Source organism: Brevundimonas naejangsanensis, assembly GCF_000635915.2.
GTDB lineage: Bacteria > Pseudomonadota > Alphaproteobacteria > Caulobacterales > Caulobacteraceae > Brevundimonas > Brevundimonas sanguinis.
In genome coordinates, this window is the sequence record NZ_CP015614.1 from 2,746,967 (window position 1) to 2,770,422 (window position 23,456).

Here is a 23,456-nt window from a genome sequence, read left to right on the forward strand (position 1 = left end):
GAATACGGCACAACCCCCGCCATGTTCGACCCTCGCCCGACCGACGCCGCCTTTCCGACCCTGGACGAGGCGCGGACGCTGCTGGAGCGGGTCTGGGGCCATGCGGATTTTCGGGGCCTGCAGGCCGACGTGATCCAGGAGGTGCTGGCCGGACGCGACGTGATGGCCGTGCTGCCGACCGGCGGCGGCAAGAGCGTCTGTTATCAGGTGCCCGCCATCCTGCGGCCCGGCGTGGGTCTGGTCGTGTCGCCGCTGATCGCCCTGATGACCGATCAGGTCGAGGCGCTGAAACAGCAGGGGGTGGCCGCCGCGCGTCTGGATTCGGGCCTGACGATGGACGAGCGCTCCGCCGTGTGGCGGGCGGCGCGGGCGGGGGAGCTGGACCTGCTCTACGTCTCGCCCGAGGGGCTGGCGTCGGGCGCCATGCTGGACCGGCTGGCCGAGCTGCCGATCAGCCTGATCGCCATCGACGAGGCGCACTGCGTGTCTCAGTGGGGCCATGACTTCCGGCCCGATTACCGCACCCTGGGCCGACTGGCCGAGATCTTCCCCGGCGTGCCGCGGATCGCGGTGACGGCGACCGCCGACGCCCGCACGCGCGACGACATCCTGGCCTCGTTGCGGCTGGGCGAGGCTCGGGTCTTCGTCGACAGCTTCGCCCGGCCCAATCTTCAGCTATCGGCCGAACGCAAGGTCAACGGCTCGCGCGCCCGCACCGACGCCGCCGTCATCGAACTGGTGCGCGAGCGGCGGGGCAAGTCGGGCGTGGTCTATTGCGGCAGCCGCGACGGCTGCGAGCGGGTGGCCGACGCCCTGAGGGACGCCGGAAGCAACGCCATCGCCTATCACGCCGGTTTCGACGCCCGCGAGCGCGACCGGCGGCTGGAGCGTTTCTTGGCCGAGGACGGCGCCGTCATGGTCGCGACCATCGCCTTCGGCATGGGTGTGGACAAGCCGGACGTGCGCTTCGTCATCCACGCCGATCCGCCCGGTTCTCTGGAGGCGTACTGGCAGGAGATCGGCCGCGCGGGGCGCGACGGCGAACCGGCCGAGGGCATCACGCTTTACGGCCCGTCCGACATCGCTTGGTCCCTGCGTCGCCTTGAGGGGCGGCCGATGGCCGAGGAGGTCAAACAGGTCCAGACCCGCAAGGTGCGCCAGCTGTTCGCCATGCTGGACGGCGCGACCTGTCGGCCCCAGGCTGTGCGTCGCTATTTCGGCGAGCAGGACGCCCAGCCGTGCGGCGTCTGCGATATCTGCGGCGACCCGCCCGCCACCTTTGACGCCGTGGTGCCGGCGCAGAAGGCGCTGGCGGCGGTCCAGCGTCTGGGCGAACGCTTCGGCCGGACGCGCGTCGTCGATCACCTGCTGGGCAAGACCAAGGACGTCCAGCCGTGGGAGGCGGGGCTGTCGACCTGGGGCATCGGCGCCGACCTGTCGCTGGCCACCTGGCGCGACGTGATCGACCATCTTTTGTTCGAGGGCCTGCTGGTCGAGGACCCCAACGACGGCAAGCCGATCATTCGTCTGGGCGAGGCGCAGGCCGTGCGGGCCGTATATCGCGGGGAGCGGCCGGTGCGGGTGCGTCAGGCGCCGATCCGGGCCGTGGCGTTGGACAAGCCGCGCCGCAACGCCGGGCGCAATCTGGCGGTCGAGGGGCTGGACGCGGATGTGCGCGCCCGTTTCGAGGCCCTGCGCGCCTGGCGCCGCGACCGCGCCATCGAGCAGCGCGTGCCGCCCTATGTCATCTTCCAGGACAAGACCTTGGTCGAGATCGCCCTGCAGGAACCGCGCGGCCTGGACCAGCTGGCCGTCATCCCCGGCGTCGGGGCGGGCAAGCTGGACCGCTACGGGCCGGCGGTGCTGGAGGTTCTGGACGCCGTGGCGTGAAGCCTCAGCGCAGGAAGCGGTCGACGGCCTGCTGGAACTGACGCGGTCGGTCGATCATGACCATGTGCTCGGCGCCCTCGATCCGCTCGAAGGTCGCCGGGCGGGGCAGGGAGCGGTAGCCGTCGCGGAACAGGCCGTCGACGTGGCTGCGCGGGCTGTCGGCGTCGGGGCTCCAGCCATAGACGACCGTGACCGGCGCCTGGATCAGCGGCAGGCGCGAGCGCAGATCCACCGTCATCACCTCATACAGGCCCTGAGCCAGGACGCGCCGGTCGCCGCCCTGCCAGCCCAGGCCGTTGAACAGGCTGTCGGCCGCGCCGCCCAGCTCCAGCCCCATTGAGGCGGCCTGGGTGCGCAGGACCTGATCGCCCAGCAGCATCAGCCCTTGATAGGCCAGCCGCGCCAGAGGTTCGACATCGCCCACCGTCGAGCCGGGGCTGATCAGGGACGGGAAGAAGGGCGAGGCGTCCACCACCATGACCCGGCCGACGCGGCCGCCGCCCTCGGCCGCGACGCGCAGGGCCATCTGCCCGCCCATCGAATGGCCGATCAGGGCGGGACGATCCAGGCCCGCCTCATGGATGTAGCGCAGGATTTCCCCCGCCGACGGCCCGCCGATGCGGCCCTCGGCGTTGCCCGCCGCCGCCAGCGGGCCAAAGCCGCGCACGGTGACCAGGTGCACCCGGTAGCGGGCCTGCAGCGCGTCGGCGGTGCGGCTCCAGACCGCCGAGGTCGAGGCCAGGCCGGGGATCAGCACCACGTCCGGCCCCTGTCCGCGCGTCTCTACGACGATGCGCGAGGACTGAAACGCGGCAGGGCTTGCCGCAGACGAGACAGTGAGCGAGCGCGCCCCAGCGGGCGCCGCGGCGGTCGTCAGGCTCAGGAAAAGGGCGGTCAGGACAACGGAAAACCGGCTCATGGCGTCAACCTGCCGTCAGATAGCGGCGAAACCTCGGCGAGAGGCTCTTGGCGTGATGGATTGAATTTTACGACGATCAGGAGTGAAATCATTGGATCTGGGGAGGTTCTCATGAAGAAATCCATCATCGTCCTGTCCGCCGTTGCAGGTTTGGCTGCATCGCCCGCTCTGGCTGAAAACTGGAACGTCATTTCGCGAAGCTCGGCCACCGCCTTCATGGTGGATGTCGATTCGATCGCACAGGCCGACGGCGTGACCAGCGCCCGATTGGCGCGCGTGCCCGCCAAGGGCGAGCCGACGGATCTGTCGCACAGCATCGGGACCGTCAGCTTCCGCTGCGCCGCCAACCAGTCGAAGGCGGGCGAAGAGGTGTATTACGGTCCGGACGGCGCCGAGCAGGAGCGGATCGACGACGGCTATGATTTCGAGCCGATCGTGCGCAATTCTCTGGACTCCTACGTCAAGGAGATCGTGTGCGAGGACAAGCGCGGAACGGCGGCCTTCCCGACGATCCGCGCCTTCATCGAAGCCGGACGTCCCGACTCGCGCTGACGCGGCCGAAGGGGCCGCTTGTGCCGGTCGGCCCTTGGGGTTAAGGCCGCCCTCGGTCGATCGGGCGCCGCGTTTTTTAGTATCGAGCAGTCGTTTTGCAGCTTTCATCTGATCCTCAGGGCGGCGTGCTTTCGCGCGCCGGCGACGCCGCGTCCCTGGGCCGTTTGCGCCAACGCGTTGAAGATCATGCCGACGCCCTGGTGGCGGCCTTTTACGATGCTCTCCTGGCCGATGAAGAGGCGCGCTCCTTCCTGCATCATTCCGTGGTCCAGGAGCGGCTGAGCCCCTCGCTGCGCCGCTGGCTGGTGGATCTTTTCGCGCCCGGCGCCGACCTGGCCGGGGCGGCCTTTGCGGCCCGCCAGCAGAAGATCGGCGAGGTCCACGCCCGCATCAAGATTCCGATGCATCTGGTCATGGCCGGGGCGGCGGTGCTGAAGGGCCGGCTGGCCGACGCCCTGGCCAGCGACCCGGCCGCCTTCGACCTGTTGCGGCTGGCCGGCGAGCGCATCGACCACGCCCTGCGCCTGATGAGCCAGTCCTATGAAAAGGGCGCCAGCAATCGCGCGCGGCTGGACGAGGCCTATCGCCTGTTCTCGCTGGACCAGGACATCCATTTCGAGCGCGAGAGCCAGCGCGCCGGCCTGATGGAATGGAGCCAGAAGACCCTGTTCCGCATCCTGGCCTCGGGCGGGGTGGAGGGGGCGGGCGCGCTCAGCGCCTCGCCGTTCGGCCTGTGGATTCGCCATCGGGCCGACTTCCTGTTCGACGGCTCGCCCCACCTGACGCGGCTGAACGCGGCGATGGAGCGCATCGACGCCGAACTGCTGCCTCGCTTCACGCCGGGCGCGGCTTCGTCTGATCTGGCCGGGCCGCTGGAGGCGCTGGAGGCGGCGGTGGACGAGGTCGCCTTCCTGCTGAACGAGATGTTCCAGGGGCTGGCGGGGATGGAAGGCGGACGCGATCCGCTGACGCGCGCCTTGAATCGGCGCTTCCTGTCGTCGATCCTGAGCCGAGAGATCGGTTTCGCCAACGCCAACCACACGCCGCTGTCCGTGCTGCTGCTGGACGTGGACCACTTCAAGCGGATCAACGACACCCACGGCCACCCCATCGGCGACGAGGTGCTGCGCCAGGTGGCCGAGGCGGTCACCGAGAACGTGCGCCCCAGCGATTTCGTCTTCCGCTATGGCGGCGAGGAGTTCCTGATCGTCCTGGTCGAAACCAGCCTGCGCCAGGCTGCGACGATCGCCGAACGGATGCGCCAGGCCCTGGCGACCAAGGCCATTACGGCCTCGGGGCTGGAACCCTTCCACGTCACCGTGTCCATCGGCGCCGCCGAACACGGGGGCCACCCGGATGAGAACTATTTGGTCAAGGAAGCCGACGACGCCCTGTACCGCGCCAAGCAGAATGGCCGTAACCGGGTGGAGATCGCCTAGCCGGCTCTTCTCGGCGCTCGCGACAGCCGGCGCCGAATAAGCGCTTTCGATCTCGCAAAACAGGGTTATTAATGCGTCCCGACGATCGGGGGACGGCATGCAGGAATTCGACGCGCTCTTCGCCTTCTACGCCCTCCTGCTCGGGCTGGCGGTCGCCAACGTCGCGACGGCCTTCGCCGAAATGTACAAGGCGCGCGGCCGGGTGATGATCGGCTGGACGGTCCCTCTTCTGGGCGCCCTCGTGCTGATAGCGGCCTGCCAGCAGTGGCTGTCCCTGTTCCGCGCCCAGGCCGGCGTGAGGCTGGGGGCCGTGGAGCTTTTCATCTGTCTGGCGATGGCCCTGCCGTACATCTTCATCAGCCAGGTCATCCGGCCCCGCTATGATGAAGTCGCCTCGCTGGAGACCTATTACGCCCAGCACCGCAGGGTGATCGTCGGCGCCCTGCTGATTCCGGTGCTCGCCAGCACCATCGTCAATATCGTCTATATTCTGAAGCTGAATGAGCCGATCGCCCCGGTTATCCCGACGATGCTGATCTATCAGGGCGTCCGTTTCGCCTGCATCGTCCCCATGCTGATCTGGCCGGCCGCCGCCGTGCAGCGGGCGGGACTGATCGTCCTGCTCGCGCACACGGTCATGGTGATGCTCTAGGCGATTGTTCTGGCGCGAATATCTGAGTTGAGTCGGGCATGCACCCAACTCAACCGATTCCGCTCTGGCCGTCAGGCGTCGACGGCGGCGTCCAGGGCGTTTTCCTGGATGAACTCGCGGCGGGGCTCCACCACGTCGCCCATCAGCTTGGCGAACAGGTCGTCGGCGTCGTCGCCGTGCTCGACCTTGACCTGCAGCAGGGTGCGGGCGTTGGCGTCCAGCGTCGTCTCCCACAGCTGTTCCGGGTTCATCTCGCCCAGACCCTTGTAGCGCTGGATGGCGATGCCCTTCTTGCCCGCGTCCAGCACGGCCGCCAGCAGGTCCAGCGGGCCGCGGATGGTCGTGGTCTTGTCCTTGCGGCGATAGACCGCCGGGGTGGCGAACAGACCGTCGAAGGCGGCGGCGCGCTCGGCCAGACGGCGGGCGTCCAGCGAACGGCCCAGCACCTCGTCCAGCACGATGGTCTCGCTGACGGCGCGGCGCACGCGGGTGAAGGCCACGCCGCCCTGGGCGGCCAGTTCGCCGGTCCACGGACCGTCGCCTTCCTCGGCGTAGAGGTTCAGCCGCTCGGCTGCGCGCGCGGCGCGGTCCGCCAGCTCGCCGGCGTGTTCGTCAAACAGGCCCGCCAGGGCGCCCTGTTCGATGGCGAAGGCCGGAGCGCGGCTGGCCAGGCGGTCGACCAGGGCCTTGAACGCCTTGGCCTCGCGGACCAGTTCCTGCAGGTCCATGCTGGCGCGCACCTCGCCCGAGGCCAGCTCCAGCGTCGCCTCGGCGCTGCCTTCCTCGATCAGATAGGCGTCCATCTCCGCCTGATCCTTGATGTAGCGGTGCTGCTTGCCCTTGGAGACCTTATAGAGCGGCGGCTGGGCGATGTAGACGTGGCCGCGTTCGATCAGTTCCGGCATCTGACGATAGAAGAAGGTCAGCAGCAGGGTGCGGATGTGGGCGCCGTCGACGTCGGCGTCGGCCATCAGGATGATCTTGTGATAGCGCAGCTTGTCCGCGTCGAAATCGTCGCGGCCGATGCCGGTGCCCAGCGCCAGGATCAGGGTGCCGATGGTGTCGGACGACAGCATCCGGTCGAAGCGGGCGCGCTCGACGTTCAGGATCTTGCCGCGCAGGGGCAGGACGGCCTGGTTCTCGCGGTTGCGCGCCTGTTTGGCCGAGCCGCCGGCCGAGTCGCCCTCGACGATGAACAGTTCGGACTTGGCCGGATCGCGCTCCTGACAGTCGGCCAGCTTGCCGGGCAGGGAGGAGATCTCCAGCGCCGACTTGCGCCGGGTCAGGTCGCGCGCCTTGCGGGCGGCTTCACGCGCCGAGGCGGCCTCGATGATCTTGGAGACGACCAGCTTGGCCTCGACGGGGTGTTCCTCGAACCAGGTCGACAGACCCTCGGAGCACAGGCTTTCAACGGCCGGACGCACCTCGGACGAGACCAGCTTGTCCTTGGTCTGGGAGCTGAACTTGGGGTCCGGGACCTTGACCGACAGGACGCAGGTCAGGCCCTCGCGCGCATCCTCGCCCGAGACGGAGACCTTTTCCTTCTTGGCGAGCCCTGAGCTTTCGATATAGGCGCCCATGACGCGCGTCAGGCTGGCGCGGAAGGCCGACAGGTGGGTGCCGCCGTCTCTCTGGTTGATGTTGTTGGTGAAGCACAACATCGTCTCGTGGTAGCTGTCGTTCCACCACAGGGCGAGGTCCAGCTCGATGCCGTCCTTCTGGCCGCGGATGACGATGACGTCCTTCAGGATCGGCGTCTTGGACTTGTCGAGGTGGCGCACGAAGGCTTCGACCCCGCCCTCATAATGCAGCAGGATCTCGACCGGCTCGGGCCCGCGCTTGTCGCTCAGCTTGATGACCACGCCCGAGTTCAGGAAGGCCATTTCGCGCAGGCGGTGTTCCAGCGTCTTCAGGTCGAAGTCGATGTGGCTGAAGGTGTCGATCGACGGATAGAAGGTGACCTCGGTGCCGGTCAGCAGACGGCCCTTGTCCTCGCGCATCGGCGCGTCGCCGATGACGGCCAGCGACCGCACGGTGTCGCCGCGCTCGAAACGCACGCTGTGTTTCTTGCCCTCGCGATAGATGACCAGCTCCAGCCAGTCCGACAGGGCGTTGACCACCGAGACGCCCACGCCGTGCAGGCCGCCGGACACCTTGTAGGAGTTCTGGTCGAACTTACCGCCGGCGTGCAGCTGGGTCATGATGACCTCGGCGGCCGAGATGCCTTCCTCGGCGTGCGTGGCCACCGGAATGCCGCGCCCGTTGTCGGTCACGGTGACCGAACCGTCCTCGTTCAGGGTGACGGTGACCAGATCGGCGTGGCCGGCCAGGGCCTCGTCGATGGCGTTGTCCACCACCTCATAGACCATGTGGTGCAGGCCCGAGCCGTCGTCCGTATCGCCGATATACATGCCGGGGCGCTTGCGCACCGCGTCCAGGCCTTTGAGAACCTTGATGGAATCGGCGCCGTATTCGGGCGAGGGAGCAGTCTGTTCGGTCATGAAAACGTCGGCTCAGGGTCCGCGGGCGGACGGGGAAGAGGCGGCGGTTCGACCGCCTGTCTCAGGGGCGCAAATCAGCGCGTCCCGAAGTCTCCGATATATAGGAAATTGGACGGGAAAAGCCACTCTTTCCCTTCTCCCCTTGCGGGAGAAGGTGGGCGCCGAAGGCGCTCGGATGAGGGGTGTCTGCGTGAGGTTTAAGTACGATGGCTGAAGGCTCGGGAAAACCGGCAAGGTCGCGTGGTCACCCCTCATCCGTCGGGCTCCGCCCGCCACCTTCTCCCACAAGGGGAGAAGGGGAAGACAGCCCGCCGCCTTCCACCGCCACGAACTGCGCACGGCCTTCCAGCGCCGCGAACAGCGGCCGCTCGGTGCCCGTCATGAAGGCCTGAAGTTTCAGCGCCTCGATCTCGTCGAACAGGGCGGCGCGACGGGCTTCGTCCAGATGGGCGGGGGCTTCGTCCAGCAGGAGGATCGGTTGGGCGGGTTGCTCCGCCAGGCGCGTCACCTGCGCCAGGATCAGGTTCAGCACCAGGGCCTTCTGCTCGCCCGACGAGCCCTCCGCCGCCGGACGGTTCTTCTCGCGGTGCAGGGCGGTGAGGTCTGAGCGGTGCGGGCCGAACAGGCTGCGCCCGGCGGCGGCGTCGCGGGGTCGCGCGCGCATCAGGCCTTCGCCGAGCGCCTCGACGATGTCGGCCTCGTCGGCGCCTGCCGTCGCCATTTCTTCGGCCGGACCGGCCAACCCCAGATCGGCCTGGGGGAAGGGGCGGTCGGCGCGGGCGTCGATCCCGGCCTGAAGCTCTTGCAACGCCAAGGCGCGCGCCACGGCGGCGCGGGCGCCGCTCTCGGCCAGCCGGGCCTCCAGCGCGTCCAGCCACAGGGGATCGGGCGGGCGGGTGTCGTCGGTCAGCAGGCGCAGCCGCTCGCGCAGGGCCTTTTCATAGGTGGAGACGACGGCGGCGTGGTCAGGATGGGCGGCGAAAACCAGCCGGTCGAAGAACCGCAGCCGCTCGGCCCGCGCGTCCGAGAACAGCCGGTCCTGCTCGGGCGTGGCCCAGACCGGGCGCAGATGGTCCAGCAGCCGCCCCGGCGGGGCCGTCTCGCCGTCGATGCGCACGATGCGCCGCGCCGACGGTCCCATGGTCTGAACGCCGGTGCCCAGGCGGACCTCGTCGCCATCAGCGCCCCTAAGCGTCGCCGCCACGGCCCAGGGCCGCCCGACCGCCTCGCCCGGCTCGCGCCGCCCCATCTCCGCCGCCGTCGCCCCGCGCAGCCCCTTGCCAGGGGTCAGCAGGCTGATCGCCTCCAAGAGGTTGGTCTTGCCCGCCCCGTTCGGCCCATGCAGCACCACAGCCCCGCCGGAAACCGGCAGGCTGGCGCTCGCATAGGAACGGAAGTCGGTGAGGGCGAGGGAGCGGATCATGTATCGATCAACAAATACACCGATTTGCTGAAAGCGGGCGCTGGAGACAAAAACTTCTTCTCGCCCCCTTTCCGTATTCGCTCACATGAGAAGCTCCAACGAGCTCACGTTAAACTCAAAAAGCGCGCAAGACCCCATATTGACACAACACATGAAATATCATTGATATACTTATCTTTATTCGGGTATCCTGGTCATGAATAGCCTCGCATCCAACGCTCAAATAACTTCGGCGTCATCTTTACTCCATCAGGCCAACGCCGCTTTAGAAGACGCGCTTGCAGCCGCCTCCGCTAGCGCAGATCAAACAGCAGTAAGTGCAATCATTTCAGCGCAACTGCAGCTGCAAACTCAAATTGCAAAAAATCTTCAGGAACAGTCATCTGCAATGGAAGCCGCAGCTGCGGCTGGCTTCACCGCATTCCCAAACCACCCGGAACAAATAAAAAGTCGCAGCGAATTAGAGAACGAAATAAAAAGCTTAAGAAATTCGCTAAAAATTGCGAACGAAAGCAAATCAGAACGATCTGAAAACCACGAACAAGTTAAAAATCAGCTCGACAATCTCTCAAGACAGCTAACCGAGAGCAACGATCAGCTAGCCAATGCGGGCGGGCCTTTTTGGTTTCGAAGGTTCCACACATCGATCTCGATCGCTAGTGCCGCCGCATTTCTCGCGGTAGGAAACAAGCTGTTCACGCCAGGCATTGAAGATCAAATATTAAGATACAGCTTCTTCCCTGTGACGCTTTTTGGCGCGGCGCTAATTGTTTCCGGCTGCATACCGGCAGCCTTCTTTTTCAAGAAGAATAAGACAGGATGGGCTCTCGCGATAATCGCTTCAGCCTTATTTGTAGCTGCGGTAGTAGCCTGCACAATTGGTATATATCTAGCCGCTGGCGTGGGATCTTTATTTAAATAAAATCACACCCGCAGCGGCATCAGCACATACTGGACGCCCACGTCGGCCGGGTCGAGCACCAGGGTCGGGCTGGCCGGGTCGGCGAACTTGAAGTGGGCGGTCTCGCCGGTGATCTGGCCGGCGACGTCCAGCAGGTAGCGGGCGTTGAAGCCGATCTCGAACGGCTCGTCGGAATAGCCGATCTCGACCTCTTCCTCGGCCTGGCCGGCCTCCATGTTGCGGACGGTCAACTTCACCCGGTCGTTGTCGAAGGCCAGCTTCACCGAGCGGCTCTTCTCGGCCGAGATGGTGGCGACGCGGTCGACGGCCTTGGCGAACAGGCTGTTGTCGATGTCGGCCTGCTTGTCATTGCCCTTGGGGATGACGCGCAGATAGTCAGGGAAGGCGCCGTCGATGACCTTTGAGGTCAGGCTGGCCTGGCCGAACTCGAAGCGGATCTTCTGGGCCGAGACCTGGACCTCGACCGGGCCGGCGCCGTCGTCCAGCAGGCGGCGGACCTGATCCACCGTCTTGCGCGGCACGATGACGCCGGGGCCGCCCGCCGCGCCTTCCGGCGCCGGGGTCTCGGCCAGGGCCAGGCGGTGGCCGTCGGTGGCCACGGCGCGCAGCAGCGGAATGCCGCCGTCGGCCACGGTGTGCAGATACAGGCCGTTCAGATAGTAGCGCGTCTCTTCGGTCGAGACGGCGAAGCGCGTCTTGTCGATCAGGCGCGCCAGGTCTTCCTTGGGCAGGGTGTAGCGCGCGCCCGACGCCTCGGCCGACATGACCGGGAAGTCGCCCGCCGGCAGCACCGGCAGGTTGAAGCGCGAGCGGCCCGCCGCCACCACCAGACGCGGATCATCGCCCGAATAGGTCAGCGACACCTCAGCGCCGTCCGGCAGCTTGCGCACGATCTCATACAGGGTGTGGGCCGGAGCCGTGATCTGGCCCTCGACGTTCACCTGGGCCTCGGCCTCGTCGACCATTTCCATGTCCAGGTCGGTGGCGGCGAACGACAGGCGGTCGCGCCCGGCGCTCAGCAGCACGTTGGACAGGATCGGAATGGTGTTGCGACGCTCGACCACGCTCTGGACGTGCCCCAGGGCCCGAAGAAGCGCGGAACGTTCGATGGTCAGCTGCATATGGTCTCGCCCGGTCGCGACCCTGTCGAAGCAGCGTCGCCGTAAATATGGGCAGGAACACTAGCGCATTGAGCGAAAGGGGCAACGGGCAGAGGCGCTTGCCCCCGATTTCCACAGGCCGGATCCTCTTTCCGTCATTCTCCGGCAAGCCGCGGAGCGGCGCAGACCGGGGAACCCAGCGGCGCGCGTCAGCGCGAAGACGCGCGCGCGGCGCCTGCGGCGAAGATCGCCTTCGGCGCCGCTGGGTCCTCCGGTCAAGCCGGAGGATGACGAAAGAAGGCGGCGGTGATGCTGCCCGGCTTACCCGCGCAGCTTGCGCGTCAGGGCCTCGACGTCGCGGGCGATCTGGTCGTCCTTGGGCATCAGCTCTTCGATCTTGCGGACCCCGTGCAGGACGGTGGTGTGGTCGCGCCCGCCGAAGCGACGGCCGATGTCGGGGTAGGAGCGCGTGGTGTGCTGCTTGCACAGATACATGGCGACCTGGCGCGGGCGGGCGATGGCGCGGGTGCGGCGCTCGCTCAGCAGGTCGGCCTGCTTCAGGTTGAAGTGCTCGGCCACCGTCTTCTGGATCTCGTCCACGGTGATCCGGCGCTCGGGCCCCGTGCGCAGGGCGGCGCCCAGCAGGGTCTGGACCTCGTCGACGGTCAGGGCCGACAGGCGGCTTCCGGCCACGGCGGCCAGGGTGTTCACGGCGCCTTCCAGTTCGCGCATCGAACCGGGGGTGCGGTCCACGAGGTGCTCCAGCACCTCGGAACGAGCCTCGCCGGTGACGACGCCCAGCTTGGCCAGAGCGTTCAGACGCGATTGAGCGACGGCGACCTTCAGGTCGCGGTCCGCCGCCTCGACCGGGCAGGTCAGGCCGGCGGCCAGGTGGCTGCGCAGGCGCGGCTCGACGTCGGTCAGGGCCACCGGCGCGCGGTCGGCCGACAGGACGATGCGTTTGCCGTCCTCGATCAGGGCCGTCAGCGTGTTCAGCAGCTCTTCCTGGGTGCTCGTCTTGCCGCCGACGAACTGGACGTCGTCCAGCAGCAGCATGTCGGCCGAGCGCAGGCTTTCCTTGAAGGCGGCGGTCGAGCGGTCCTGCATGGCCCGCACGAAGGTCGACAGGAAGCGTTCGGCGGTCAGATAGACCACCTTGGCGTCCGGGCGCAGGCGTTGCGCCTCCCAGGCGATGGCGTTCAGCAGGTGGGTCTTGCCGTAGCCGTAGGGGCCGCAGAAGAAGACGGGGTTGAAGTGGCCGTCGGCCCAGGACGCCACCTGCTTGGCGATGGCCAGGGCGAAGGCGTTGCCGTGGCCCTCGACGAAGCTGTCGAAGGTCAGGCGTTCCTGCAGGCCCGCGGCGCGCACGGCGCGGGCGCCGTCGGTGGCCGGGGCGAAGGCGGGGGCGGCAGGCGCGGCCGCCGGCGCGGCGCTGATCGAGGCCAGGCGCGGGGCTTCACGCGAGGCGGAAGCCGGGGGCACGGAGCCCATCTCGGCGCGGCAGCGGACCTCAAGGCGACGCGACAGGCCGTCCAGGCCCAGCCACAGCTCGTTCATCCGACGCAGGGCGTTCTTGCGCACCCAGTCGCGCGCATAGGCGGTCGGGGTCACCAGGATCAGATTGCCCTGAGAATCCACCCGCACCGCCGAAGGCGCGATGTAGCTGCTGAAGGGTCCGTCGCCGATCTCAGTTTTCAGGCGGTCCGCCGCCTCCGTCCAGATACGGTTGGGATCCGTCATACCCGCCATCGCCACGCCCCCGATCATGAAGAACACCCGCCACAAGAGTTATCACCGACGAACGCTCTTCGAGACGAGGTCCGGGGACGACTTCTCTCGTCTCGCGGAGCCGGGCTTCGCAAGCGGGGTCGTACTCACAGACAGACATCTCGCGTCGAGGGAAATCATTGATTTCCCTCGTCTTCATCCAGACGGGATGGAAGTGCGTTACCCCCTCAACTTACCCTCGGAACGGCGGAGATCAACGCTGATTCGAGTCGAGATTCGCACTTAAATTGATTGACTCCAGCAAACCCCGGCAGGGCTTAGGAAAATGGCGATTTCGCCTTAATCGATCGCCGGAGTCGGCCGGTCTGACTTAGCAGCAGACAGCAAGACGGCGAGGGAGCTTGCGCTTCCTCGCCGTTGAAATTCTTGCATTTTTTCACGAAACGCCGGTTAAGGGCCTTCCGTGACCGTCGCATTGCGCTGTTTGACGAAGCCGTGAAGACCCGTCAGAGCGCGGTGCGAAATCAAGCGGCCGACAGCTTCTTCAGCTGGGCGGCCAGACGGCTGACCTTGCGCGAGCCGGTGTTCTTGTGAACCACGCCCTTGGACACGGCGCGCATCAGTTCCGACTGGGCGGTGATGAACGCAGCCTTGGCGGATTCCACGTCGCCGCCCGTGACGGCTTCCTGGAACTTGCGCAGGTAGGTGCGAACGCGGGTGCGGCGGGCCTTGTTCACTTCGGTCCGCGCTTCGATCTTGCGGATCGCCTTGCGGGCGCCTGCATTGTTGGCCATCGGGTAAAAACCTTCGAACGAAAACGCCGTAAACCACACGTCCACGGCGAGAAAATCTCAAGAGCGGGCGGCTATAGCGGAAAGCCTCCGAACGGTCAACGCGATCCGCCCGGAATTGAGTCGGGGCCGGGGTTTGCGCCCCATGCGGCCGGCCCCGACGCCGGACTCAGCGGCCGGTGAAGGCGGGCTTCCGCTTCTCGACGAAGGCGGCCATGCCCTCCTTCTGATCGTCGAAGGCGAACAGGGAGTGGAACAGGCGGCGCTCGAACACCACCCCTTGCGCCAGGGTCGTCTCGAAGGCGGCGTTGACCAGTTCCTTATTGGCCATGACGGCCAGGATCGATTGTCCGGCGATCTTGGCGGCGGCGGCGCGCGTCTCGTCCAGCAGGGCGTCAGACGGCACGACGCGCGACACCAGACCCGAGCGTTCGGCCTCGGCGGCGTCCATCATTCGGCCGGTCAGGCACATGTCCATCGCCTTGGCCTTGCCCACGGCGCGGGTCAGGCGCTGCGAGCCGCCGATGCCGGGCGCCACGCCCAGATTGATCTCGGGCTGGCCGAACTTGGCCGTCTCCGAGGCGATGATGAAGTCGCACAGCATGGCCAGCTCGCAGCCGCCGCCCAGGGCATAGCCCGAGACCGCCGCAATGATCGGCTTGCGGAAGCTCGCCACCCGATCATGGGCGCGGGCGAAGAAGTTGCCGCGGTACATGTCGGCATAGGCCTGGTCGGCCATCTCCTTGATGTCGGCGCCCGCCGCGAACGCCTTGGCCGAGCCGGTCAGGACCACGCAGCGCACGCTGTCGTCATCGGCCACGTTCTCCAGAAAGTCGCCCAGCTCGCCGGTCAGGGTGGTGTTCAGCGCGTTCAGCGCCTCGGGCCGGTTCAGGGTGACGACCGCATAGCCGTCCGCGTGGCGTTCGATCAGCAGGGTGGAATAGGCGTCGGCCATGAGGGGCTCCCGAAATGGCGAATGGCGAATGGCGAGTGATTAGAAGGTTCTGTCGGTCTCAGACAAGGCTTGGAGGGTCGCTGCATCGCGCCAGCCTCTTGCTTTGGCACGTCACTCGCCACTCGCCACTCGTCACTCACTTCTGGCAGACCGGGCAGAAGAAGGTCGAGCGGCCGCCCTGCACGATGCGCTTCACCACGCCGCGACAGCCTTCCGTGCGGCACGGCTCATGCTCGCGGCCATAGACGTCGAAGCGATGCTGGAAATAGCCCTGTCCGCCCTCGACATTGGCGAAGTCCTTCAGGGTCGAGCCGCCTGCGGCGATGGCGTCATGCAGGACGTTGCGGACCTCGACCGCCAATCGCTCCAGCCGGGGGCGGCTGACCTTGCCCGCCGCTGTCCGGGGCGAGATGCGCGCCCGGTAGAGCGCCTCGCACACATAGATATTGCCCAGACCGGCCACGATGCTCTGGTCCAGCAGGCTGACCTTGATGTTCTGCGCCTTGCCGGCAAAGGCCTCGGCCAGGTGCGCGCCCGAGAAGGCGTTGCCCAGCGGCTCCGGCCCCAGTTTGGCGAACCAGGCGTGCCCCTCGACCGCCTCGGTCGGGATCAGGCCCATGAAGCCGAAGCGCCGCGCATCGGCGTAGCCCAGCCGCGTCAGCACCCCGTCCCGGTCGGCGGTCAGGCTCATATGCTCATGCTTGCCCATGACGGGGGCGTTCGTTTCGAACAGGCCGGGGGCGACGCCCTCCAGGGTGAAGCGGCCGGTCATGCCTAGGTGCGTGATCCAGGTCTCGCCGGTGGACAGGGGAAACAGCAGATATTTCGCCCGCCGGTCCAGCCGCAGCACCGTCGCCCCGTCCAGCCGCTCCACGAAGCGTTCGGGAAAGGGAAAGCGCAGGTCCGGCCGGTTCTGACGCGGCGCGCTCAGGCGGGCGCCTTCCAGCACGGGCTGAAGGCCGCGACGGACGGTTTCGACTTCGGGTAATTCGGGCATGGACCACAGCTTAGGCGCGGGCGGCTTCTCGGGCGAGGGGGGAAGGGATTATAGGCGGGGGATGACCATGCTTCTCTACGGCCGCCCGCCCGCCGTGTTCGATCCGCCCGCGACGGCGATCCAGACCTCGCCCCTGATCCCCGGCTCGAGCGCGCTGGAGACGGTCGCGCCCGGCTCGGCCGAGGGCGTCATGCTCTACGCCCCGCCGGGCGCGGTGGAGCGGCGCTATACGCTGGCCCTGGCGCTGAGGGCGCTGAAGCCCGGCGGGCGGCTGGACGTCATGGCGCCCAAGGACAAGGGCGGCTCGCGCCTGGGCAAGGAGCTGAAGGGCTTCGGCCTGGAGGTCGCCGAGACGGCCAAGGCGCACCATCGCCGCTGCATCGTCATCCGCCCCGAGGCGGTCGAGGGGCTGGGCGCCGCCATCGAAGCGGGAGCGCCGCGCGTGGTCCCGGGGCTGGAGGCCTGGTCCCAGCCGGGCGTCTTCGCCTGGGACCGGATCGATCCGGGCACGGCCCTGCTGGCGCAGGTGCTGCCGCCGCTGAAGGGCGCGGGCGCCGATCTGGGCTGCGGTTTCGGGGCGCTGTCGACGGTGGTGCTGCGCGCGCCCGGCGTGACGGCGCTGCGGCTGGTCGACATCGACCGGCGCGCGGTCGAGGCGGCGCGGCGCAACGTCGAGGACGCGCGCGCCAGTTTCGACTGGGCCGATGCGCGGACGCTGGAGGGGGCGGGCGATCTGGATTTCATCGTCAGCAATCCGCCCTTCCACGACGGCGGGGCCGAGGACCGGCGGCTGGGCCAGAACTTCATCCGCAAGGCGGCCGAGATGCTGCGGAAGGGCGGGACGGCCTGGATCGTCGCCAACCGCCACCTGCCCTATGAGGCCGAGCTGGACGCGGCCTTCAAGCGGGTGCGGATGGTCGTGGATCAAGGCGGCTACAAGATTTTCGAGGCGGTGAAGTGATCCCGCCCTCAAGCAGCCCGAAGGGCGGTAGGGCGAGGCATAAGGCCTCAAGCAGCCCGAAGGGCGGTAGGGCATGAGCAAGAAGATTCCGACGTCCCGCGTGGACAAGCTGTTGGGCTCGATGGGCTACGGCTCGCGGGCCGAGATGGCGCGGCTGGGCAAGGCGGGCGGCGTCGTGCTGGACGGCGCCGATCTGACCGATGTGTCGAAGCGCATTCCGGTGACGCCCGATCTGCCGACGCGCATGGAGATCGACGGCGAGCCGCTGGATCCCGTGCCTGGTCTGGTGATCCTGTTGAACAAGCCGCTGGGCATGACTTGCTCGCACAAGGAGGACGGGGCGCTGGTCTATGACGTCCTGCCCGACCGCTGGCGGCGGCGCGACCCGGCGATCTCGACCATCGGGCGGCTGGACAAGCAGACCTCGGGCCTGCTGCTGCTGACCGACGACGGCGACCTGCTGCACCGGGTGATCAGCCCAAAGCGTCAGGTGGCCAAGGTCTATCGCGCGACGCTGGCGCGGCCGCTGAACGGGACAGAGGGGGCGCTGTTCGCCTCGGGCGAACTGGTGCTGGAGGGCGAGGACAAGCCCCTGGCGCCCGCCGTGCTGGAGGCGGTGTCGCCGACCGAGGCGCTCCTGACGGTGACGGAGGGGCGCTACCACCAGGTGCGTCGGATGTTCGCGGCGGCGGGCAACCATGTGGAGGCCCTGCATCGCGAGCGGTTGGGCGGGCTGACGCTGGGCGATGATCTGGCGCCGGGGGAGTGGCGGCTGCTGAGCGAGGATGAGATCGCCTCGATCTTCGCCTGAACCACTCTTTCGTCATCCTCCGACGAGCGTAGCGAGATCGGGGGACCCAGCGGCGCCCGTCAGGGCGAAAGACCCGCGCGCCGCGCTTGCCGCAAGGATCGCCTTCGGCGCCGCTGGGTCCCCCGGTCTGCGCCGCTTGCGCGGCTTGCCGGAGGATGACGAGGGGTAAGGGAGGGCAAGTGCGGCGCTTGACCTCTTCCCCACAGTCGCGCACCTGATTTGCGCATGACCCTGACCAAGATCTGCGGCCTGACGACGCCGGATACGCTGGATGCGGCGCTCGACGGCGGGGCGGCCTTTGTCGGGGCGGTGGTGTTTCCCAAGAGCCCGCGTCACATCCCGCCGCTGCACGCCGCCACCCTGTTCGATCGCGCGCGCGGTCGGGCGAAGATCGTGGCGGTGCTGGTCGATCCCGACGACGCCCTGCTGAGCGAAGTCGCTTTGATCCTGCGGCCTGACCTGATCCAGCTGCACGGCCACGAGACGCCGCAGCGCGCGGCCGAGGCGCGGCGGTTGACGGGGGCGGGGATCATCAAGGCCCTGCCGATCCGGGACGAGGCGGACTTCGCCTCCGTCGCCGATTGGGCGGACGTCGCCGATCACCTGCTGTTCGACGCCAAGCCGCCGAAAGGCGCCGATTTGCCCGGGGGAGTGGGGGCGTCGTTCGACTGGACCCTGATGCGCAACCGGGCGCTTCCGGCAAACTGGTTCCTCGCGGGCGGGCTGTCGCCGGAAAATCTCACCGAAGCGGTGCGGATTTCAGGGGCGCCGATGGTCGATGTCTCCTCTGGCGTCGAAAGCGCGCCGGGTGTTAAGGACCCTGACCTGATCCACGCCTTCCTCAAGGCCGTATCCCGGTCCTGATTTCGTCGCCTTCCCGCGAAAGACTGCCGCTCGTGAACGCATTTCTCCCCAATATCTACGCCTGGCCCGACGCTGACGGCCGCTTCGGCCCCTATGGCGGCCGTTTCGTGCCCGAGACCCTGATGCCGCTGATCCATGAACTGGAGGCGGCCTATAAGGCGGCCAAGGCGGACCCGAGTTTCCAGGCCGAGCTGGACGGCTATCTGGAGCACTACGTCGGTCGCGCCAGCCCGCTCTATTTCGCCGAGCGGCTGACCGAGCATTTCGGCGGCGCCAAGATCTGGCTGAAGCGCGAGGACCTGAATCACACCGGCGCGCACAAGATCAACAACTGCATGGGCCAGATCCTGCTGGCCCGCCGCATGGGCAAGACGCGCATCATCGCCGAGACCGGCGCCGGCCAGCACGGGGTCGCCTCGGCCACCGTCTGCGCCCGCTTCGGCCTGCCCTGCACCGTCTACATGGGCGCCGTCGACGTGGCCCGTCAGCAGCCGAACGTCTTCCGCATGAAGCTGCTGGGCGCCGAGGTCTCGGCGGTGACGGCCGGGGCGGCGACGCTGAAGGACGCCATGAACGAGGCGATGCGCGACTGGGTCACCAACGTCGCCGACACCTATTACATCATCGGCACGGCGGCGGGCCCGGCCCCCTATCCGGCCATGGTGCGCGACTTCCAGTCGGTGATCGGCAAGGAGATCAAGGCCCAGGCCCAGCGCCAGATCGGCCGCCTGCCCGACGCCGTCATGGCCTGCATCGGCGGCGGATCGAACGCCATCGGCGCCATGCACCCCTTCATCGAGGACGAGGGCGTGCGCCTGATCGGGGTCGAGGCGGCGGGCCACGGCCTGGACACCCCCGACCACGCCGCCAGCCTGAAGGGCGGGCGCTCGGGCGTGCTGCACGGCAACCGCACCTATCTGCTGCAGGACGCCGACGGCCAGATTCTGGAGGGCCACTCCATCTCGGCCGGTCTCGACTATCCGGGCATCGGGCCGGAGCACGCCTGGCTGCACGATCTGGGTCGCGGCGAATATCTGTCGGCCACCGACGACGAGGCGCTGGAAGCGTTCCAGACCCTGTGCAAACTGGAAGGCATCATCCCGGCGCTGGAGTCGTCGCACGCCCTGGCGCGCGCCGGCGAGGTGGCCCGGAACCTCGGCAAGGGGGGCGATCTGGTCATCGTCCTGTCCGGCCGGGGCGACAAGGACATTAACACCGTGGCTCAACACCTGGGCGTGGAGTTGTAATGATGAAGACCCTGCTGATCGCCGCCCTTCTGGCGGCCGCTTCGCCCAGCCTGACCCTGGCGCAGAACACCGCTGCGCCCGCCCAACAGGCGCCGGTGCAGACGGCGCCGACCGTCCCGCCCGGCCCGGCGGCGACCGGAATGCCGATCCTGCCTCCGGCGACAGAGGCGGCCGACTGCGGCGGCCTGCTGCGCAGCCCCGCCTTCTGCGTGACGGCGCAACTGGACCAGATCGGCGCCTTGGCCGACGCCTATACGGAACATCTGGGCACGCTGAACTGGCTGGCGGCGGACGGGGACGACAACCGCGTCATCTTCGTGCGGCGCCGCGAGGGCGGCGGCTGCGACGGCCTGCAGATGGTCGCCTTCTATGACGAGAGCAAACCGGCCGAGGCGACCGCGCCGGGCTATCTGGGCTTCGCGGTCATTCCCGGCGACGTCTGCACCTCGGGCCCGGCTTCGCCGGTCGCCGGAACCCTGCCGCAATGACGACCGCACGCATCGACGCCCGCTTCGCCAAGCTGAAGGCTGAGAACCGGGCCGGTTTCGTCCCCTATGTCATGACCGGCGACCCCAGCCGGGATGAGGCGCTGGAGATCCTGAAGGGCCTGCCCGCCGCCGGGGCCGACCTGATCGAACTGGGCCTGGCCTTCTCGGATCCGATGGCCGAGGGGCCGCCGATCCAGCGCGCCGCCCTGCGCGGGTTGAAGGCGGGGATGACCCTGCGCGGCACGCTCGACCTGGTGGCCGACTTCCGCAAGAGCGATCAGGACACGCCGCTGATCCTGATGGGCTATCTGAACCCGGTGGAATCCTACGGCTATGAGGCCTTCGCCCGCGACGCGGCCGAGGCCGGCGTGGACGGCATCATCGTCGTCGACTGCCCGCCGGAAGAGGCCGGGCCGCTGTCCGCCGCCCTGGACGCGGCCGAAGTTTCGCTGATCCGGCTGGCCACGCCGACCTCTGACGACGACCGGCTCAAGGTCATCGCCGAGGGCACGTCGGGCTTCGTCTATTACGTCTCGGTCGCCGGGGTGACCGGGGTGAAGGAGGCCGTCGCCGCCGAGGTGGCGCCCGCCGTCGAGCGCGTGCGACGCGCCGCCGGCCTGCCCGTCGCCGTCGGCTTCGGCGTCCGCACGCCCGAACGCGCCGCCGAGATCGCCCGCGTCGCCGACGCCGTCGTCGCCGGTTCGGTCTTCGTGAACGAAGTCGCCGCCGCCCTTGAGGCGAACGAAGCGGCTGTCCCCCGCGTTCTGGCCAAGGTGAAGACGCTGTCCGATGCGGTGAAAGCCGAGCGAACGAGTGCGCCCCAGAATAGTGATTTCCTCGCGGAAACCGTCTAAAGGCCCGCCCATGGTCGATAAACATCCTGAGAACAAGGCTCGCGGCGGCTGGCTGTCGCGTTTCGCGCCCGGCGTGCGCAAGATCGTCAGCCCGCGCGACACCCCGGACAATCTGTGGGTCAAGGATCCCGACACGGGCGAGATGCTGTTCCGCTCGGACCTGGAGGCGGCCCTGTGGGTCACGCCGTCGGGCCGTCATATGCGCATCAATGCGCCGACGCGCCTGAAGGCCACTTTCGACGACGGCCTGTATGAGAGCATCGATACGCCGGACGTGCCGGAAGACCCGCTCAAGTTCTCGGACGGCAAACCTTATCGCGACCGTCTGTCGGCGGCGCGCAAGGCGGCGGGCCGCAAGGACACCATGGCCATCGGCTATGGCCGCATCGGCGGCGCGCCCGCCGTGGTCATCGTCCAGGACTTCACCTTCATGGGCGGTTCGCTGGGCATGGCGGCGGGCGAGGCCTTCATCGCCGCCGCGCGCGAGGCGGTGAAGCGCAATGTTCCCTTCGTCTGCTACACCGCCGCCGGCGGGGCGCGGATGCAGGAAGGCGCCCTGTCGCTGATGCAGATGGCGCGCACCACCCTGGCCGTCCAGGAAGTGAAGGCGGCCAAGCTGCCCTACGTCGTGGTGCTGACCGACCCGACCACGGGCGGGGTCACGGCCTCCTACGCCATGCTGGGCGACGTTCACCTGGCCGAGCCGGGCGCCCTGATCGGCTTCGCCGGTCCGCGCGTGATCGAGACCACCATCCGCGAGAAGCTGCCCCCGGGCTTCCAGCGCGCCGAATACCTCAAGGACAAGGGCATGGTGGACAAGGTGGTGTCGCGCGCCGACCTGCCGACGACGCTCGGCCTGATCCTGTCCATGCTGATGAGCGGAACCGCCCAGACGCAGAAGGCGGCGTAAAGCCGGCCCTGATGGACCCGATCTCGGAACGCCTGCGCGCCCGGCATCCCCAGCGCATCGACCTGTCGCTGGATCGGATGCGGGCCTTGTGCGCCGCGCTCGGCGATCCGCAGGACAGGCTGCCGCCGGTGGTCCATGTCGCCGGCACCAACGGCAAGGGCTCGACCGTCGCCCTGATCCGGGCGATTGCAGAAGCGGCGGGCCTGCGCGTCCATGCCTATACCTCGCCGCATCTGGTGCGGTTCAACGAGCGCATCCGCCTGGCGGGACGCCTGATCGAGGATGACGCCCTGAACGCCATCCTGGACCGGGTCGAGGCGGCGATGGCCCAGACGGGCGGGCAGGCCACGGTGTTTGAAAGCACCACGGCGGCGGGCTTCCTGGCCATGAGCGAAACCCCCGCTGACCTGGCCATCGTCGAGGTCGGTCTGGGCGGATCGCTGGACGCCACCAACGTCATCGCCCGGCCGCTGCTCAGCGTCATCACCCCGGTGGACCTGGACCACGCCGAGTTCCTGGGCACGAGCATCGAGGGCGTGGCGGGCGAGAAGGCGGGCATATTGAAAGCGGGCGCGCGCGGCGTCGTGGCGCGCCAGTCCGAGGCGGCTATGGCGGTGATTGCGCGGCGTGCGGCGGAGGTGGGCTCGCCCCTGACCGTCATGGGCGTGGACTTCGACGCCTGGGCCGAGCGCGACGGCCTGGCCTATCAGGATCCGGAGCGGTTCCTGGACCTGCCCGCGCCCGCCCTGGCCGGCGCGCATCAGTTCGACAATGCGGGCGTGGCGGTCGCCGCCGCGCTGGAACTGGACCTGCCCGAAGCCGCCATCGCCGAGGGGCTGAAGGCCGTGCGCTGGCCGGCGCGGATGCAGCGGCTGACCGCCGGGCCTTATGCCGACAAGGCCCAGAAGGTCGACGCCGAGCTGTGGCTGGACGGGGGGCACAACCCGCACGCCGCCCGCGCCCTGGCCCGCGCCCTGTCCGACCGTCAGGCCCGCGCCCCGCGACCCACCGCCCTGATCGTCGGCATCCTGGCCAACAAGGACGCCGGCGGCTTCTTCGAGGCGCTGAAGGGGATCGACGCCCAGGTCTTCACTGTCGGCTTCGAGGGAGCGGCCGCCGAGCCGGAGGCCCTGGCCGCCGTCGCCCAGGGACGCGGCTTCGGCGCCATGGCGGCGGGATCGGTGGACGCCGCGCTCGACCGCGCCCTGGCCCTGGGCGCCGGACGGGTGGTTATCTGCGGCTCGCTGTATCTGGCGGGCGAGGTGCTGGGCGCCAGCCGCGAGACCTGGCCGGTCTGATCCGAGGCGCCGCGCCTCTCCCTCCCCGTACCGGGGAGGGTGGTCGCGAAGCGACCGGGTGGGGAGGGCCAGGCGATCCTGGGCGCCTCAGAACAACAGACAAGCAAAAGGCGGCGCCCCGTTCGCGGCGCCGCCCCCACCCGGTTTCGGCCTG

The 23,456-nt window shown here is 68.2% G+C and carries 21 protein-coding genes; 13 read left to right on the top strand and 8 right to left on the bottom strand.

The features are described 5' to 3' along the window. The first annotated feature begins 21 nt into the window (after window positions 1–21). Entirely contained in the window at window positions 22–1,890 is a 1,869-nt protein-coding gene (gene recQ, locus DA69_RS13175; RefSeq protein WP_025977999.1) for a DNA helicase RecQ, read from the top strand. 4 nt (window positions 1,891–1,894) lie between these two features. Here recQ and DA69_RS13180 read toward each other — a convergent pair whose 3' ends face one another. Then, on the bottom strand, window positions 1,895–2,809 hold the full coding sequence (locus tag DA69_RS13180) for an alpha/beta fold hydrolase (RefSeq protein ID WP_025978000.1): 915 nt from the start codon (window positions 2,807–2,809) through the stop codon (window positions 1,895–1,897). A 111-nt stretch (window positions 2,810–2,920) separates the two neighbouring features. Between DA69_RS13180 and DA69_RS13185 the strand changes: the two genes are divergently transcribed. The 3 genes from DA69_RS13185 to DA69_RS13195 all read left to right on the top strand — a co-directional run bounded on the left by DA69_RS13185 (window position 2,921) and on the right by DA69_RS13195 (window position 5,452). Continuing rightward, window positions 2,921–3,361, top strand: a complete 441-nt coding sequence (locus DA69_RS13185) for a hypothetical protein (protein WP_025978001.1) — start codon at window positions 2,921–2,923, stop codon at window positions 3,359–3,361. A gap of 125 nt (window positions 3,362–3,486) precedes the next feature. Further along, a complete protein-coding gene (locus DA69_RS13190; protein ID WP_235599164.1) occupies window positions 3,487–4,800 on the top strand; it encodes a sensor domain-containing diguanylate cyclase in 1,314 nt (437 codons plus the stop codon). A gap of 97 nt (window positions 4,801–4,897) precedes the next feature. Beyond that, window positions 4,898–5,452 carry a hypothetical protein gene (locus DA69_RS13195; RefSeq protein ID WP_025978003.1) on the top strand — a complete coding sequence of 185 codons (555 nt, stop codon included), beginning with the start codon at window positions 4,898–4,900 and terminating at the stop codon, window positions 5,450–5,452. Window positions 5,453–5,523: 71 nt separating this feature from the next. Here the strand turns inward: DA69_RS13195 and gyrB are convergent, their stop codons facing one another. Together gyrB and recF are read right to left on the bottom strand one after the other, a co-directional pair. After that, on the bottom strand, window positions 5,524–7,953 hold the full coding sequence (gene gyrB / locus DA69_RS13200) for a DNA topoisomerase (ATP-hydrolyzing) subunit B (RefSeq protein ID WP_025978004.1): 2,430 nt from the start codon (window positions 7,951–7,953) through the stop codon (window positions 5,524–5,526). A gap of 244 nt (window positions 7,954–8,197) precedes the next feature. Further along, window positions 8,198–9,376 carry a DNA replication/repair protein RecF gene (gene recF, locus DA69_RS13205; RefSeq protein ID WP_025978005.1) on the bottom strand — a complete coding sequence of 393 codons (1,179 nt, stop codon included), beginning with the start codon at window positions 9,374–9,376 and terminating at the stop codon, window positions 8,198–8,200. 196 nt (window positions 9,377–9,572) lie between these two features. On the opposite strand from recF, the gene DA69_RS14610 reads away from it, so the two are divergent. Beyond that, window positions 9,573–10,298: a hypothetical protein gene (locus tag DA69_RS14610; protein ID WP_145915927.1), complete on the top strand. Its 726-nt coding sequence runs from the start codon at window positions 9,573–9,575 to the stop codon at window positions 10,296–10,298. Window positions 10,299–10,300: 2 nt separating this feature from the next. On the opposite strand, the gene dnaN is transcribed toward DA69_RS14610, so the two are convergent. The 5 genes from dnaN to mutM form a co-directional block, all read right to left on the bottom strand. Then, on the bottom strand, window positions 10,301–11,419 hold the full coding sequence (gene dnaN, locus DA69_RS13210) for a DNA polymerase III subunit beta (RefSeq protein WP_025978006.1): 1,119 nt from the start codon (window positions 11,417–11,419) through the stop codon (window positions 10,301–10,303). Between the two features lie 300 nt (window positions 11,420–11,719). Next, window positions 11,720–13,147, bottom strand: a complete 1,428-nt coding sequence (gene dnaA / locus DA69_RS13215; RefSeq protein ID WP_235599165.1) for a chromosomal replication initiator protein DnaA — start codon at window positions 13,145–13,147, stop codon at window positions 11,720–11,722. Window positions 13,148–13,650: 503 nt separating this feature from the next. Further along, on the bottom strand, window positions 13,651–13,920 hold the full coding sequence (rpsT, locus tag DA69_RS13220; protein ID WP_025978008.1) for a 30S ribosomal protein S20: 270 nt from the start codon (window positions 13,918–13,920) through the stop codon (window positions 13,651–13,653). A 166-nt stretch (window positions 13,921–14,086) separates the two neighbouring features. Further along, complete coding sequence (locus DA69_RS13225; RefSeq protein WP_025978009.1) at window positions 14,087–14,872, bottom strand: enoyl-CoA hydratase; 786 nt, start codon at window positions 14,870–14,872, stop codon at window positions 14,087–14,089. A gap of 136 nt (window positions 14,873–15,008) precedes the next feature. Continuing rightward, entirely contained in the window at window positions 15,009–15,869 is an 861-nt protein-coding gene (gene mutM / locus DA69_RS13230; protein ID WP_025978010.1) for a bifunctional DNA-formamidopyrimidine glycosylase/DNA-(apurinic or apyrimidinic site) lyase, read from the bottom strand. 61 nt (window positions 15,870–15,930) lie between these two features. On the opposite strand from mutM, the gene DA69_RS13235 reads away from it, so the two are divergent. From DA69_RS13235 to DA69_RS13270, 8 genes are all read left to right on the top strand, one after another. Next, a complete protein-coding gene (locus DA69_RS13235; protein ID WP_025978011.1) occupies window positions 15,931–16,830 on the top strand; it encodes a class I SAM-dependent methyltransferase in 900 nt (299 codons plus the stop codon). 73 nt (window positions 16,831–16,903) lie between these two features. Beyond that, a complete protein-coding gene (locus DA69_RS13240; protein ID WP_025978012.1) occupies window positions 16,904–17,641 on the top strand; it encodes a pseudouridine synthase in 738 nt (245 codons plus the stop codon). 225 nt (window positions 17,642–17,866) lie between these two features. Beyond that, on the top strand, window positions 17,867–18,505 hold the full coding sequence (locus DA69_RS13245) for a phosphoribosylanthranilate isomerase (RefSeq protein ID WP_025978013.1): 639 nt from the start codon (window positions 17,867–17,869) through the stop codon (window positions 18,503–18,505). Between the two features lie 32 nt (window positions 18,506–18,537). Continuing rightward, on the top strand, window positions 18,538–19,752 hold the full coding sequence (gene trpB / locus DA69_RS13250; protein ID WP_025978014.1) for a tryptophan synthase subunit beta: 1,215 nt from the start codon (window positions 18,538–18,540) through the stop codon (window positions 19,750–19,752). Then, complete coding sequence (locus tag DA69_RS13255; RefSeq protein ID WP_025978015.1) at window positions 19,752–20,240, top strand: hypothetical protein; 489 nt, start codon at window positions 19,752–19,754, stop codon at window positions 20,238–20,240. The genes trpB and DA69_RS13255 overlap by 1 nt, the downstream gene beginning before the upstream one ends. Next, complete coding sequence (trpA, locus tag DA69_RS13260; RefSeq protein ID WP_025978016.1) at window positions 20,237–21,094, top strand: tryptophan synthase subunit alpha; 858 nt, start codon at window positions 20,237–20,239, stop codon at window positions 21,092–21,094. Before DA69_RS13255 ends, trpA begins: the two co-directional genes overlap by 4 nt. Window positions 21,095–21,104: 10 nt before the next feature. Further along, window positions 21,105–22,004, top strand: coding sequence for an acetyl-CoA carboxylase carboxyltransferase subunit beta (locus DA69_RS13265; protein WP_025978017.1), 900 nt, complete (start codon window positions 21,105–21,107; stop codon window positions 22,002–22,004). An 11-nt stretch (window positions 22,005–22,015) separates the two neighbouring features. After that, complete coding sequence (locus DA69_RS13270; protein ID WP_025978018.1) at window positions 22,016–23,302, top strand: bifunctional folylpolyglutamate synthase/dihydrofolate synthase; 1,287 nt, start codon at window positions 22,016–22,018, stop codon at window positions 23,300–23,302. Window positions 23,303–23,456 lie beyond the last annotated feature (154 nt).